The sequence below is a fragment of the Arundinibacter roseus genome (assembly GCF_004348825.1).
Classification (GTDB): domain Bacteria; phylum Bacteroidota; class Bacteroidia; order Cytophagales; family Spirosomataceae; genus Arundinibacter; species Arundinibacter roseus.
On sequence record NZ_SMJU01000008.1, the window covers coordinates 147,072 to 161,218 of the forward strand.

Here is a 14,147-nt window from a genome sequence, read left to right on the forward strand (position 1 = left end):
TAGGAAACTGAAAGCTGTATCCTTAGAATCCAATGACATTGTTGTTTCCAACCTGGACAAAGCGTACCTGAGCTGTATTCCCGGTCTGTCCGTTAATAGTGTTGTTTGTACCTGTCTGAACAAGTTCTACATCAGAAGGAAATGCCTTGCCTACCCCAACGCCACTCTGCGTGAAATTTAGCGTATGACCTGTTCCTTCCTGAACCAATACGAAGCGTTGTCCATCTACAGATTTTTGTGTCAGGTTAGCGGTGTGACCTCCGTCTGCAGTCTGACGAATTTCGGCGGTATTCAAATTGCTTTCCTGAGTGATAGTTGCCGTACTACCTGCAAGACCGTCCTGCTCTATCCAGCCAAGGTTACCGTTTCCAGATTGTGTGATTGTTGCATTATTAGAGCCAGTAATCGTAGAAGCCACCTGTGAGGTCATTGCTTTATTGTTCATGCCTGTTTGAACAATTTTAGCTATATCGTCCGATCCACCCTGATAAATCCCTGCTTCGTTTCCTTCAGCCGAACCAGTTTGCTCAATAGTAGCCATGTTGTTCGTGGAACCTGCAGCGACCCAAATAGCAGCCTTATTAGACTCAGCCATTCCCAACTGCGAAACTGTGGCGCTGTTCTGATTAGCACCATCAATTTTGATCGCTACTTCATTCAGGGTTGTAGTTGGATCTTGATTTACTGCTACACTGTTCTGATTACCCGTTACTCCAATACCACCAAGAATATCAATGAGGCCATTGTTAAGCTTACCGGTTGTAATTGGGGCCGGGCCTGCAGTTCTTGAATTTGTAAGTGTTACATTTCCAGTTCCCGCAAAAGTCCCGATTTTGTTACTTGTACCAGCCTGACCAACAAGTATGGTATTAGTGTTACCAGCAACCTTAGCATAAGTTTGATTGGTCGTACCAGCCTGTGTAATGGAGATGATGTTGTCACTGTTTGTTCCTACATTTGCAACAAGCTTCGCCTGATTTCCAAGACCGGATTGGTTGAAACCGATGGTGTTCGTACTTCCATTCAGAACTACACTAGATTCCATGTCCTGACCTGCCTGTGTAATTGTCACCGCGTTTAATGAACTACCTGCGCCGGCAATGGTAACAGTAGCTTCATGGCTGGATGCCGGCGTTTGTACGCCAGTCTGTGTAATAGTCACTTCATTGAAAGTACCTTTCTCTGAAATAGTTGCGGCATTTGACTTTCCGGTTTGATCGATTGTAGCTTTGTTATCAGTCGTCGATGCAGTTGTTTGTGTTACGGTAGCGGTGTTCAAATTACCCGCCTGAGTGATGTTCGCAGTATTGCGCTCACCAGTGGATTGGTTCACCGTGCTCGTATTACTCTGTGCGTAGCTCGCGGTTGCAATTGCGACGAGCATGGCTACGGTTAAAATAATTTTTTTCATACTTGGGGTTTGTTAAGGTACTAGTTTAATAACTACTTGATCCTGCTGAAACTATTTTTAATAATATAATCTCAGCACGACGATGGTCAAATTAGCCTCCAAAAGGCCCGTCTGTGGCGCCACCTGGTACATCAGCACTAAATGAGCCTCCTGCTAAGGTCAGATTCCGGACAGCTCCCTTGGTGCTTAGCACGGGTTTTTTGTAGCTTTTTTTGTTGGTGTTTGGTTTAATTTCCATGAGTTTTGAAATGATTGGTTAGACGTTCGACAATTCGAAAAATGATTGGGTAAGACAGATTTCTCAACTCTGCAAAATTGTTGATATTCTCACCCGCCTGAAATAGGAAAGCGGGCTTATATAGATAGGAAACTTACCTTATTGATCGAGTGGAGGCCTTACTGCCGACGGGTTTGCATGTGCTGCATGGCATATTTGTAGAGGTCAAGTGTACTGGGCAAACCCAACTTTTGCATTAGTTTGGTCTTGTGGTTCTTGACGGTATGCGGGCTGATGAATAGCTTCTCGGCAATCTGTTTATTTTGTAATCCACTGGCAATGAGTTGCAGTACTTTTTGCTCATGCAATGTTAGGCTATCCGGCAGTTGACTGTACTGGGAGCCCACACGTCTAAAATCCGGATGCACGAAGCGCATTCCCTTTTGTACTTTTTCAAGGCAAGCCAAAACATCTGGGATCGTCGCGTCCGGCGGCAGGAAGCCGTCAAAACTTATTTCTTCGGTCAGCGAATCATCAAAGACAAATTGGCTACACACTAATATTCGATTGATATGTGGCAGAAAACGTCTCAGGAAGGTAATATCTGAGAATATCCGTTGCAGATCCTGAATTGACGTGATAAAAATAAAAAGGTTAGCGGGATTGGTATGAATGGAAATTTTAAGGCCGTCTTCCAGCCCTAAGTATTCCCTTTGGTAACTTGAATAGGTGGTCTCCACGAAAGAAGTATCAAATTGAACTGCTTTTAGCTCGGGGAATCCACAAAAATAAATCAATTGGTTTTTGGATGAGAGGTTTACCATAGTGCGTGAGTGCGTGGAAAGTATTAGTTGTGTGTAGTTAAAGGTTGTACTAGGTAAAATCATGTGCTACTAGCGCCATTTCATTATACAAATATGAGAAATTGTCCATCAAGCCAATATAGTATAATATCCTATTTTATTTGGACTTATATAATTTTACTCAACCATGCACTAATTTTTTAATAACTATTGGATACTTAATGCACGTCCAACTAATCCTCTGTATTTTGAATTAAAAGTGATTTCTAATCAGTGAAAGTATCTAAAACATATTCTGGGCCCAGTAACCAAAAGCATACAGGTTACTTATTAGGTTTTATATTTAAACTCTCATGTATATACGTAACCCTATATCTATTGACAAATGGAAGAGTTTTTAAATTCAGGAAATTTATCCAACGGTACAATAAAATTGATCAAATAGATAACCGAGGCTAATTTATAGGAACATTTCTCATATCAGCCTTCCCGTTTTCCCGAAAAAATATTCTTCCTACCTTTAAACTTCACTTTTTTCATTACGACCAATGGACTACACGTTACCAATCAAAAACGAAAGTGACTACGAAAAGGCTTCCGAACGAGCCGAGGAACTCATGGGCGCAAAGCCCGGAACTGCCGGGAAGAAAGAATTGGATCAACTTCTGAAAGCACTGAAAGCCTATGAAGATGATTTTGTGAATATGCTCAGAGGATATTCGGCGGACTAGGCTGAAAAAGATTGCAGGTTTTGCATTAAGTAGGCTAATGAGTAGTTCGCCTTTACATATACGTAGTCAAGAAGAATACATTTAACCTATGATCCTGATGAAATACCTGATACATCGCAGTGCTGCACCGCTTTTTGTCCTGTTGCTGAGTACATTCCCTTTGTTTGTGGTTGCGCAAAAGAAAGCGGTTGGTGCCAAACCGCCCAAAGGTGCTGAAATCTATTTTGACGGCAGCCGTGCAATGTTGGATGAAAAATGGATGTATTGGGAGGGGCCCCGATTGGCCGCCGAGCCACCGATCAAATGGGCGATTGTGCAAAACCCGACCGGAAAAGGAACCGTACTCAATACCAACGACCCGGCCGCGGCAGGCGGTAAGTACGGGGCGGCAGACATTGTTACCAAAGATACCTTCCGGGATTTTCGCCTGCACATTGAGTTTTACATTTCCAAAGAAGGCGGCAATAGCGGGGTGTATCTACAAAACCGCTACGAAATTCAGGTACTTGATGGCGACACCACAAACCACGGCATGGCGGCGGTGATTAACGAAACGCCTTCTCCCTACTATGCCTACAAAGGCGTGGGTGCCTGGAATTCCTACGACATTGTGTTTCGGGCCGCCCGGTTTGAAAACGGCAAACGTACCGAAAAGGCCATGCTTACGATGTATTTTAACGGCCAAAAAGTACATACCAACCAACCGATCAGTCAGGTGTGGGGCGGACCGAACTCGGGCATTGACGGCGGAAACGACGGTGGAAAGGGCATAACCGACACACCCGGTGGACTGAAATTGCAAGCCGAAGGACATGATGTTTTGTATAAAAACATCTGGATTCAGAAACTCGATCTTCAAAAAGCCGACACGGACTTTTAACACGCCTGATTCCTTTCACTAGTACTTTTGCTGTACATTTACGCCATGAAAATTTACTGGCGCCTGTTGTCGTATGCCCGACCGCTTCGACAATACATCATTCCTTTTTTTATAACCTCCCTGTTGGCGAGTCTGTTTGGCATTCTCAATTTCTCGCTGCTGATTCCGCTGCTCAATCTGCTATTCAATCAGGTAGGTCAGGCCGACGTGCCGCTTCTCACCACAAAACCGGACCCTGCGTTTAGCTTTGATTATCTAAGCGGACTTTTCAACTATTATTTTGGTACCTTCCTGCAAAGTCGCGGGAAGCTTGGCGCGTTGCAGTTTGTGTGTGCCATCATCGTAGCGTCCGTTTTTTTGTCGGATGTATTTCGGTATCTGTCGGCGCGTATTCTCGAACGCTTCAAGGTAAACATGGTGGCCCGGCTTCGGCAGGCCGTTTTTGACAATGCCGTCGGGCTGCATCTTGGCTTTTTCTCCAATGAGCGCAAGGGCGATCTTATTTCCCGGGTTATGACGGACGTTCAGGAGGTAGAAAACTCCATTGCCAATACATTTTCAGCGGCTTTTAAAGAAGTTTTTACGCTTCTTGTTTATCTGATCGTACTTTTTCAGGTCTCTATCAGCCTGACGCTCTTTGCGTTTCTGGTCTTTCCAATTTCGGGAGCGTTCATTGCCTACATTGTAAAGCAAATGCGTAAAGATGCCCGAACGGGCCAAAGCAAACTCGGCGGGCTCATCAGCCTGATGGACGAAACCTTTGGAGGTATGCGGGTCGTGAAAGGATTTAATGCCGAGAATTTCATAAAAAATCGGTTTCGTACCGAAAATGACGCCTACAAAAAAGCCATCAAGTCGATGGCCTATAAACGTGAAATGGCCGGGCCTTTTTCTGAGTTCATGGGAGTAACAATTGTTGCATTTATTTTGCTTTATGGGGGCTCGCTTGTGCTTTCTAACCAATCAGAACTATCGGCTTCCGAGTTCATTTTTTATATCATTACGTTTTCTCAGGTACTTCGTCCGGCCAAAGAAATCTCCAACGCATTCAGCAATACGCAGCGGGGCATAGCTTCGGGCGAACGGGTACTCGAACTCGTGGATGCAAAAAATACCATTCAGGAAAAAGTGGGCGCACAGGCCGCGAAGTCATTTCAGGATTCGATTGAGGTCCGCAATGTTTCTTTTGAATACCAACCTGGACTGCCGATTCTGAAAGACATCAGTTTCAGGATGAAAAAAGGCAAAACAGTTGCCCTAGTGGGTAGTTCGGGTGGGGGAAAATCGACAATTGCCGATCTCGTACCGCGCTTCTACGATCCAAAAGAAGGGCAGATTCTGTTAGACGGAACCGACCTTAGGGATCTTACAACCTCCTCCCTGCGAGAGCAAATGGGGATTGTAACGCAGGAATCTATTTTATTCAATGATACAATTTTCAATAACATCGCCTTTGGCTCATCGGCTTCGGAAGAGCAGGTGGTAGCAGCCGCAAAAATTGCCAATGCGCATGCGTTTATTCTGGAACAACCCGAGGCGTACCAAACTATTATTGGCGACCGCGGCTCAAAACTGTCGGGCGGACAACGTCAGCGAATCAGCATTGCGAGGGCGATTTTGAAAAATCCACCAATTTTGATTTTAGACGAAGCCACGTCTGCGTTGGACACCGAATCAGAAAAGCTTGTGCAGGAAGCACTTACACATCTGATGCAAAACCGGACGGTGTTGGTTATTGCGCACCGACTAAGTACGATTCAGCACGCCGATGAGATTCTCGTGGTTCATCAGGGGCAAATTATCGAGCGCGGAACCCACGATCAATTGCTTGAAAATTCACAGGGTTTTTATAAAAAACTGACGCTCATGCAGGGTGTATAAGTAACTTATTCATATTTTTATATTTAAATCTATTACACCCCTCCCTGACTTTTACGGTCTTTAAAAAAAACTGCTTGAACGAATAGTGCTTTTCATAGGAATGATTGTACTATATTGCCGCAGGGAAAGAAAAAGACATAATTGAAAAACACTATCAGGAAATATGTTTCTGTATTAGATTTGCTCCTGCACAGATACTATAGGAAAAAGAATTACACACAAACTCAACACTGAGAGACTAATAAAGTACATGAGATTACTCCTCTTTTCTTTACTTATTTGCGGTCTCGCGAATGGTCAGTCCATTCAGCTGACGGCCACCACCAAACAGCCGGTCATTCTTACAGAGAATGCTTTTTTTTTCAAAGATTCTACGTCGGCGCTCAGATTCAGCGAAGCTCAAAAGCAGAAATTCTTACCCGTACCCCAATCAAATTTCCTGCTGCCTTTTTCGGATAATACCTATTGGTATATCTGCAACCTCACGAACACGATTTCAACAAACGAAACCTGGTATATTCAATGGGAAAACCCTGTTGTAGAGCTCATTACCTGTTACGTTGAACAACCTGACGGGACGTTCAGTGAAGACAAAGGGGGGACGTTTATTCCAAAAAACGAAAGAAATTACACAACCCGAGATCCAACATTCAGAATAAACCTCCCCGCCGGTCAAACCAAAAAGGTGTACCTGAAAGTAAAAAGTCAGCGCGGACATCGGGTAGACATTCTGCTGTTTGATGAGAAAACCTATCAGGCAAACCGTGTAAGCAATGCCTCTACCAATAGTTTTTTTAACGGGCTCGTTTCTCTCCGCTTGTTTTACATCCTGCTGTTAGCGGCATTTGCTGTGAAAGAAATTACTTTCCGGTATTATTCGCTCATGCTTCTGTTGCGCTCCTTATCCTATTGGGGTCTTAAAACCAGTTTGGGAAATTTTCTTACCTCCAATGCTTACCTGGCAACCTTGCTCAATTTTTCTTCCTACCACCTGCTCCCAATCGGGTATATGCTTGTGATCAAAGTGCTGCTCCCATTCCAGCGTTTTCCGGGATACGTGCGGCATCTCGTGCATGCGATTATGGGTGTTGACGTATTGCTTTTGGTATTTATCTGGCTGGATTATAGCTGGTACTGGTTACAGGCGAGTACTTATCTTGTCATTTGTTCGCAGCTTTTGGTCTTTGGACTCTACGTGTTTTCTGTAAAAAAGAAATACGCAATTGACTGGTACTATTCCGTGCCATTTCTGTTGGGCATCATGAGCTACTTTTTCCTATTGCTCAGTCAGGCCGGCCTACTAAATGCCTTATGGGTATTTGAGGTTGCAAACTTCTTCTTTATAAGTGAAATATTCGTTTTTGGCCTGTTTCTGGGCAAAATCATTCTCAGTTCGCAGCAGGCGGAGGCGGCTTCGCAGCGGGAAGTTGTCTTCAATCAGGCTCAAACGCATAAACTGAAAGAACTGGATGCGCTGAAATCCAATTTTTTTGCCAATATCTCCCACGAATTCCGAACGCCAATTACCCTGCTCATTGGTCCACTTGCTGATTTACGCAGCAAATATCCACAGGAAAAAATGATTCCGGCCATGCAACGTAACCTGAAAAGGCTTCATGTGCTGATCAATCAACTGCTGGATTTGTCGAAACTGGAAGCCGGAAAACTGCAACCCCAACTAATACAAAGTAACATTGCGGCCTACCTGCAGCAGCTTTTTGCTTCCTTTGAGTCGTTGGCGCAAAGCAGGGCCATCATTTTCAATCATGAGCAATCGGAATATCATAAAATCGGTTGTTTTGATGAGGATAAGCTGGATAAAATTGTGACCAATCTGCTATCCAATGCCTTCAAATATACACCCGATAACGGACGGGTTGAAGTGCGGGCAGACTATACCGACACGCATCTGCTGCTGAAAATTCAGGACTACGGCATCGGAATTGAAGCCGAACGTCTCCCCTATATTTTTGATCGCTTTTACCAGATAGAACCCAAAGATGCCCGCCAACTCGAAGGTTCAGGCATTGGATTGTCGTTGGTGAATGAGCTGGTAGACGTTATGAAGGGCCAAATTTGGGTCAATAGCGAACCGGGAGCCGGCAGTACATTTACCGTGAAATTGCCCATCGATCAGGCCACGTGGGCTGAGTTTGCTATTCAGACAAAAACCTCGCCGACATTCTACGATCCCGGAGCATATGAACTGACCGTTCCGACCAAACCCGTGGATCCAATCCTGAATGAATATGACGGACAGATTCTGCTTGTGGTGGAAGACAATCCGGATCTGAGAGCCTACATACGTACAATTTTTGACGAAACCTTTCTGGTTATTGAAGCTGTTGACGGCCTTGAAGGATTATCAAAAGCATTTGAATATAGTCCGGACATTGTGATTTCTGATGTAATGATGCCCATAATGGACGGATTTGACATGTGCAGAAAAATAAAAACAGACGCACGGTCGAGCCACATTCCGGTAGTACTTCTGACGGCCAAAGCTAGCCTCAAAGATCGACTGGAAGGTTTGGAATTAGGGGCGGATGATTATCTGGAAAAGCCTTTCAGTAAGGCAGAGCTGCAGGTGCGGGTGCGGAATTTACTAAAAATCAGAGCCGAATTACGTGAGAAATATAGTATACAGGTAGCTAACTACGGCAGCAGGCAGGAAGCCATTCCAGAGCCCGTAGGTCCCGATGAACTATTTCTGAAAGAAGCCATCCGGGTAGTGGAAGCGCACATGCACGATAGTAAGTTTAAGGTAGACCAATTCTGTGAACTCATGCAGGTTAGCCGAACCAACATGCACCGAAAGCTTAAAGCATTGGCCAATCAGTCAACGACCGAATTCATTCGCAACATGCGGCTTTACCGGGCTGCTACCTTACTAAAAAACCGGGAGGGCTCTATTTCAGAGGTAGCCTATAAAGTTGGATTCGAAAGCCTATCCTATTTTTCACGTTCATTCCAGGAACAAATTGGGTATTCACCCACCGAGTGGGTGGCTAAACATTAAAATATAAGAAGAAAAAATTTAATTATTTCAATAGTATTTATCGGGAGATAAGCCAACGGAAAGTTTGGCTGTCTCCCGTTTTTTTTGGGTTTGTGCCCAAAATGGAACATATGGACAAACGATTGGAACAATAGAGCAAAAGAAAAATTGGGCGTGGAACAATAGAGCAAGGATTGAAACATGCGTTCAACAGTTACACGAATAGGCTTTATAGATTTGTATCCGATGCGCAGGCTTAATAATTTCTGCCAGTTACTCTTCCTAAACTTTTACCTATTTACTCAATCAGTTATGACCAATTACCAGGATTACGCCTATCATCAGGTCGTATTTAAATCTTCGCACAACTCCTATGACCGACAGGAAAAGCCGTTAGGCAGACAACTTGACTTTCATCCTCAATCCAGTAACTACTACAACTGTGGGTGCAGGGGTTTGGAACTGGACATTTGGCGTCATTCGCAGAGTGATCCAAATTCAGCCGATTGGTTTACGGTCAATCATCTTACCAACGGTGGTCCGCAGCTAAAATATTACCTCGATCAACTCATAAACTGGCACACAGCCAATCCCGGGCACGATGTGATTTGGGTTTCGTTGGATGTAAAAAGTTGGAGTGGTGATAAAAGCACTTTCCCGGATGAACTCGACCGATACCTGACCAATTTCCTGGGCCGTGACCTGATCCTTAGTCCGAAAGACATGTTCTCCGAATTGACCGATACAAATTTTCTGTCGGATTTGGTGAAAGCTACCGGCTGGCCAAAATTGAGTGCCATGACGAGAAAATTCATTTTTTGTCTCAGTGGCGATGAAGATTGGAAAAAATACTATGCCGAACATCAACCTTCTGTACGCCTTTGCCTGGCCGATTGTGAAAGCGTAAGTACGCTGCTTTCCCCCAACAAGCGAGCCGTATATAATGTAAAGGCCGGTGATGAAAAGCACAGCGACCTGAGCAACCTGAAAGCTGCGAATATTCTGGCAAGAGTCTACGATGCTGATGGTGATGACGATTGGGACGACGCACAAACCCAAGGCGCAACCATCATTGCAACAGACAAAGTATCGGATCATTCCTGGGCCGCAGTTTCTTCGCAGGCGCCCTATTCCGCTTTTGAATTACGTCAATAAATATACCTTAAACCTTTTCCTAACTATTTTCCTATGTCAGTAACTTTCAATCAACAGAATTTCACCAGCCTGTTTCCAGGCGCGGTGTCAGCCAAGAACGGAACGGCAATTGAGTATACCGTAGAGGACTCAACGTATCGCATTTACAACCCGAGCATTACCTCAAACTCTTCTTCTGCAACCACCTTTGATTTGCAGCTCGATCACGTTCGGGGCGGTGCTACGGACGACCACGTACAGCTAACGGTAACTTTTAACGGCAGCGCAGTGGTACAATCGGTTGCCTATACCTGGACTCCCGGCAATGATGGCTATCAGATTCCGAAAGGCGTTATTGAGGCTGTCGATATAACGGCAGAGGTACTTGGCGCAGTGGGAGCGCTCGAAACTGCCGGTATTTCGGAAGCAGCCGCACAGGAAATCGTCGAAACGTTTGATACCTGCTGCAAGATTTTCAACGAGCTTTCGACGCACATCGTCAAGTGGACCGACAACGGCGGCCGTTTTTACTTCCTGCCGGTGGTGTGCCACACCTTCAATCGCCTGTGCGTGTCAGTGAGCGCCTAGGTTATCGTTTCTCTTTTTACTTCTATCATTCTAAACCTTAAAAACATGAATTTTAACTATAATACTTTCGCACAAAAACTGGACGGCTACTCGGGTATGGACGTAGACGACGAGCATACCAACTATGGCTGGGTGCAATGGGACAAGAAAAGTACCGACGATTTTAACAAAGTTGTAAAATATACCTACGAAAACAGCAAAGGCACTTTTCACTACGAAACCTGGCATCAGGAAACTTCTTTGATGAAGCAAAATGCGGGAATGATGGTGTCTGCCAAAATTGATTTCAACCGTGGTACCGGTGATGATCACATCATTCTGATGGCAGGGTTTAACCACAAGGCCGACCTCATTTTTGCACAGGCGTCTGTTCAGTTTCATGGCCACGAAGATGCCAATATTATTACTTCTCCAATTACATCGGGCGATATCGCTCAGGGATTGCAGGATGCCATTCAAGAACAAATTCTGGATAGCTATGGACACGTTGACGACAGCACCGACGGCCGGCATACCTTGCCCTACATTGCCAAAGTGAACCTGGAAGCAATGGACGAGGCCACCAGTATCTAAGAAGTTTACCACTCAGAAACCATGATTGTACCACCTGATTTTTTTTCTCAAAGTAAGGCATTATACCTGTTTTGCTGGCTGTTACTAACGGTGAATGCAGGGCATGCTCAAAAAATTAAATCCAAAACACTTCCTGAATGGAGCGCGGATAGTATTTCGGGAAAAGTAAACAAGGGGTACAGTCTGGGTGTCAGCCTTGGGAGTACAGTGGTGTTTAATCCGTTGTATGAGGCTGTCATCTCTCCCATCGATTCCCGGCTTTATCTGAATCGGATGAAACAATCGGCATTTTTGATGAGTACGGTACTGGCTATGCCGCTGTCTAAGGGAGAGCTGGGAGGAAGTTATTTCAGAAAATATGATGAATCAGGCAAACCATTTGGTCCGGTGTACTACATTCCGTATGGCTTATACCTGGTCGCCACAGTGAATCTCACGGCCTTTCATGATGCCATGAATGGAGGAGTTTTTAACCAACGAATTGACGGCGGACTTGGACTTGGCTACCGGATCAATCATGACCTGATGGTTTCGCTGACTTACGAAAAACTGTCGATCCGACAACCACGAGATTTTTTGTTTGACTATCAAAATCAGGTGATCACCATTAATGGACAACCATTAACCACCCTTGACACGACAGATGGGGGATTTTTTAAAACCGAATATTTTGGTACAATGGCAATAAAAATTGTGTATTTGTTTGGAAAAAAGTCTTGATATTTAGTTACATTTACAAATTCCTTAACTATTAACTGCTCAACTACTATGGATGCTTACATTGGCATGATATGCCTTTTTCCCTACACCTTTGCCCCAAGAAACTGGGCCTATTGCAACGGACAGTTGATTTCCATTGCGGAAAACTCTGCACTTTTTTCCTTATTGGGTACCACCTTCGGCGGTGACGGAGTACATACCTTTGCTCTTCCCGATCTTCGGGGGCGTGTCGTGATAGGTCCCGGACAGGGTCCCGGCCTTACTCCTCACGTACAAGGTGAAATGAGCGGGGCTGAGCACAACACATTACTTTTACCAAACCTACCGGCACATAGCCATTCACTTTTAGCAACAGAAGTGCCCGGAAACAGCCCCGACCCAAGCGGCAATCTACTGGCCAATACCGGAAGTTTTGATTCAGAATACCATTCAGGACCTCCAAATGCTGTAATGAGCTCACAGGCGATTGGAATGACCGGAAACAATATGCCTGTCAACAATATGCAACCCTACCTTGCTATACAGTCCTGCATATGCTTGTACGGAATTTATCCATCTCGGAATGACTAATTTCTAATGCTACTTCCGCCTACCCTTGTACCATACATGGGTAGGCGGAAGTGTTCTTTTTTCTACGCTTGTATGAATACATCCGACACAACCCCGGCACAAGCTCCTGCCCAAACTACTACCAACCTTAGGCGTCGGTGGTGGAATTCTTTAGAAGACCAATGGAAACAAGCTTTTTCAGAAGCCCTTTGGCAACAGAAAGAAATTACAGAACCAACAGATGAGGCGTTGCAAAACCTATTTTCGAGTAAAGTACTTCGAATTGCCGGGCCCCGTTCCTTTCACCCAAACGTGACGCCTGAACTCACGAATCTTTCAGGAATAGAACAACTGTCTCAACTCGAAATTTTAATCATCAGCGATCATCAAATCGAAGAGTTGACTACCCTGCGAAAGCTTCACAATCTGCGGGATGTGTTCGTATTCAATAATCGCATCCGTAGCCTGGATGGTGTGGAGTCACTCGAAAAACTGGAAAAACTATACGTGCAAAACAATCGCATTGAAAGCCTGCAACCTATTGAAAACTTACTGAATATTAGTGAGTTACATATATACAATAATCAGCTATTGTCGCTCGAAGGATTGAAGGAGCATCATGCCGATTCGCTGTACACATTTATCTGTATGCCCAATGAACACCTCCGGCGGCGCGAACTGCTAAGGGTGGAAAACCAACTGGGAATTCGTTGTAAATAATTCACTCTAAATTATCAATTCACTTTTATGAAAAAACTATTACTTACTTGTTTATCCACCTGTATTCTACTGTTGCTTCAAGCGCAGGAAAGTTCGGCTCAAACCATTGACGTTTCGAGTAGCTGTTTTACAGGCACCGCTACATTAAGTGTAGTAGGCACAAATGATGGAAAAACAGCCTATGGCGGAACAGGCTCTATCGGAGGAACTCCCGTAACCATAAACATTCTATGGAACACCGGTGCAAATTCCTGGTTCCTGCTACTTGGTGGGGGTACGCCCGCTTTTCAATATGTTGGCGATACTCCAGCCCCACCAAATAACAATTCATTAAGCTGGACGCAGCTCGCTGTTGGCGGCTGTCCAGTTACAACAGCTGTTGTGATAAACGGTACAGGCACACAGAACGACCCACTTCCCGTCAAACTAGTGTCGTTTACTGGTGGAGCCGGGCCCGAAAGTGTGTTGCTTCGCTGGGAAACAGCCGAGGAAGTTTCCAATGCCGGTTTTGAGATTCAGCAATCGGCCAATGCCAAAAGCTGGGAACGAATCGGGTTTGTAAAAGGAAATGAAACTACTACCGAAAGAAAAGCTTATTCCTTTGAAGACGTTCAGCCTTTGAACGGTATCAATTATTACCGATTGAAACAACTCGATTTGGATGGCAAATTTGCCTTGTCAAAAGCAATTGCCATACGTTTTGATGGAAAAAATGCTTTCCTGATTTATCCCAATCCTACCGAGAATAGTTTACAGATTCGTCTACCCGACATGACTTCCGCAAGTTTTATTCGTATAAAGGATATGACCGGACGCACCATAAAAACCTTTGAAACCGGACAACGAAACCTTGATATTGCAAATTTACCCGCAGGTACTTATCTGCTGGAAGCAGGCACAACCGAAGGTGGCCGATTTGCTGAACGTTTCTTAAAAAAATAA

At 44.6% G+C, this 14,147-nt stretch carries 14 protein-coding genes; 11 read left to right on the forward strand and 3 right to left on the reverse strand.

Annotated elements, in window-relative coordinates:
- Positions 1 to 22 precede the first annotated feature (22 nt).
- The 3 genes from EZE20_RS14025 to EZE20_RS14030 all read right to left on the reverse strand — a co-directional run bounded on the left by EZE20_RS14025 (position 23) and on the right by EZE20_RS14030 (position 2,452).
- Entirely contained in the window at positions 23 to 1,411 is a 1,389-nt protein-coding gene (locus EZE20_RS14025; protein ID WP_132118687.1) for a hypothetical protein, read from the reverse strand.
- A 91-nt stretch (positions 1,412 to 1,502) separates the two neighbouring features.
- Positions 1,503 to 1,649, reverse strand: a complete 147-nt coding sequence (locus tag EZE20_RS24050; protein WP_165933479.1) for a hypothetical protein — start codon at positions 1,647 to 1,649, stop codon at positions 1,503 to 1,505.
- A gap of 158 nt (positions 1,650 to 1,807) precedes the next feature.
- Positions 1,808 to 2,452, reverse strand: coding sequence for a response regulator transcription factor (locus EZE20_RS14030; protein WP_165933480.1), 645 nt, complete (start codon positions 2,450 to 2,452; stop codon positions 1,808 to 1,810).
- Between the two features lie 527 nt (positions 2,453 to 2,979).
- On the opposite strand from EZE20_RS14030, the gene EZE20_RS14035 reads away from it, so the two are divergent.
- The 11 genes from EZE20_RS14035 to EZE20_RS14085 all read left to right on the forward strand — a co-directional run bounded on the left by EZE20_RS14035 (position 2,980) and on the right by EZE20_RS14085 (position 14,147).
- Complete coding sequence (locus EZE20_RS14035) at positions 2,980 to 3,162, forward strand: hypothetical protein (RefSeq protein WP_132118691.1); 183 nt, start codon at positions 2,980 to 2,982, stop codon at positions 3,160 to 3,162.
- 97 nt (positions 3,163 to 3,259) lie between these two features.
- A complete protein-coding gene (locus tag EZE20_RS14040) occupies positions 3,260 to 4,042 on the forward strand; it encodes a 3-keto-disaccharide hydrolase (RefSeq protein ID WP_132118693.1) in 783 nt (260 codons plus the stop codon).
- A 45-nt stretch (positions 4,043 to 4,087) separates the two neighbouring features.
- Positions 4,088 to 5,923: an ABC transporter ATP-binding protein gene (locus tag EZE20_RS14045; protein ID WP_132118695.1), complete on the forward strand. Its 1,836-nt coding sequence runs from the start codon at positions 4,088 to 4,090 to the stop codon at positions 5,921 to 5,923.
- Positions 5,924 to 6,173: 250 nt separating this feature from the next.
- Positions 6,174 to 8,942, forward strand: a complete 2,769-nt coding sequence (locus tag EZE20_RS14050; RefSeq protein WP_132118697.1) for an ATP-binding protein — start codon at positions 6,174 to 6,176, stop codon at positions 8,940 to 8,942.
- Positions 8,943 to 9,233: 291 nt separating this feature from the next.
- Positions 9,234 to 10,076 (forward strand): Ca2+-dependent phosphoinositide-specific phospholipase C, encoded by an 843-nt coding sequence (locus EZE20_RS14055; RefSeq protein WP_165933481.1) that lies wholly within the window; start codon positions 9,234 to 9,236, stop codon positions 10,074 to 10,076.
- A gap of 33 nt (positions 10,077 to 10,109) precedes the next feature.
- The gene (locus EZE20_RS14060; RefSeq protein ID WP_132118701.1) at positions 10,110 to 10,643 is read left to right on the forward strand and encodes a hypothetical protein; all 534 of its coding nucleotides are present in this window, start codon (positions 10,110 to 10,112) and stop codon (positions 10,641 to 10,643) included.
- Positions 10,644 to 10,688: 45 nt separating this feature from the next.
- Positions 10,689 to 11,216 (forward strand): hypothetical protein, encoded by a 528-nt coding sequence (locus EZE20_RS14065; RefSeq protein WP_132118703.1) that lies wholly within the window; start codon positions 10,689 to 10,691, stop codon positions 11,214 to 11,216.
- 21 nt (positions 11,217 to 11,237) lie between these two features.
- Complete coding sequence (locus EZE20_RS14070; protein ID WP_132118705.1) at positions 11,238 to 11,936, forward strand: hypothetical protein; 699 nt, start codon at positions 11,238 to 11,240, stop codon at positions 11,934 to 11,936.
- A 48-nt stretch (positions 11,937 to 11,984) separates the two neighbouring features.
- A complete protein-coding gene (locus EZE20_RS14075) occupies positions 11,985 to 12,506 on the forward strand; it encodes a phage tail protein (protein ID WP_132118707.1) in 522 nt (173 codons plus the stop codon).
- Positions 12,507 to 12,578: 72 nt separating this feature from the next.
- Positions 12,579 to 13,205 carry a leucine-rich repeat domain-containing protein gene (locus tag EZE20_RS14080; protein ID WP_132118709.1) on the forward strand — a complete coding sequence of 209 codons (627 nt, stop codon included), beginning with the start codon at positions 12,579 to 12,581 and terminating at the stop codon, positions 13,203 to 13,205.
- 27 nt (positions 13,206 to 13,232) lie between these two features.
- Positions 13,233 to 14,147: a T9SS type A sorting domain-containing protein gene (locus EZE20_RS14085; RefSeq protein ID WP_132118711.1), complete on the forward strand. Its 915-nt coding sequence runs from the start codon at positions 13,233 to 13,235 to the stop codon at positions 14,145 to 14,147.

Excerpts from the sequence above, each read along its gene's own strand:
- EZE20_RS14055 (WP_165933481.1), top strand. The coding sequence starts at position 9,234 with ATGACCAATTACCAGGATTACGCCTATCATCAGGTCGTATTTAAATCT.
- EZE20_RS14035 (WP_132118691.1), top strand. The coding sequence starts at position 2,980 with ATGGACTACACGTTACCAATCAAAAACGAAAGTGACTACGAAAAGGCT.
- EZE20_RS14075 (WP_132118707.1), top strand. The coding sequence starts at position 11,985 with ATGGATGCTTACATTGGCATGATATGCCTTTTTCCCTACACCTTTGCC.
- EZE20_RS24050 (WP_165933479.1), bottom strand. The coding sequence starts at position 1,649 with ATGGAAATTAAACCAAACACCAACAAAAAAAGCTACAAAAAACCCGTG.
- EZE20_RS14065 (WP_132118703.1), top strand. The coding sequence starts at position 10,689 with ATGAATTTTAACTATAATACTTTCGCACAAAAACTGGACGGCTACTCG.
- EZE20_RS14060 (WP_132118701.1), top strand. The coding sequence starts at position 10,110 with ATGTCAGTAACTTTCAATCAACAGAATTTCACCAGCCTGTTTCCAGGC.
- EZE20_RS14040 (WP_132118693.1), top strand. The coding sequence starts at position 3,260 with ATGAAATACCTGATACATCGCAGTGCTGCACCGCTTTTTGTCCTGTTG.
- EZE20_RS14045 (WP_132118695.1), top strand. The coding sequence starts at position 4,088 with ATGAAAATTTACTGGCGCCTGTTGTCGTATGCCCGACCGCTTCGACAA.
- EZE20_RS14050 (WP_132118697.1), top strand. The coding sequence starts at position 6,174 with ATGAGATTACTCCTCTTTTCTTTACTTATTTGCGGTCTCGCGAATGGT.
- EZE20_RS14030 (WP_165933480.1), bottom strand. The coding sequence starts at position 2,452 with ATGGTAAACCTCTCATCCAAAAACCAATTGATTTATTTTTGTGGATTC.
- EZE20_RS14085 (WP_132118711.1), top strand. The coding sequence starts at position 13,233 with ATGAAAAAACTATTACTTACTTGTTTATCCACCTGTATTCTACTGTTG.
- EZE20_RS14070 (WP_132118705.1), top strand. The coding sequence starts at position 11,238 with ATGATTGTACCACCTGATTTTTTTTCTCAAAGTAAGGCATTATACCTG.
- EZE20_RS14080 (WP_132118709.1), top strand. The coding sequence starts at position 12,579 with ATGAATACATCCGACACAACCCCGGCACAAGCTCCTGCCCAAACTACT.
- EZE20_RS14025 (WP_132118687.1), bottom strand. The coding sequence starts at position 1,411 with ATGAAAAAAATTATTTTAACCGTAGCCATGCTCGTCGCAATTGCAACC.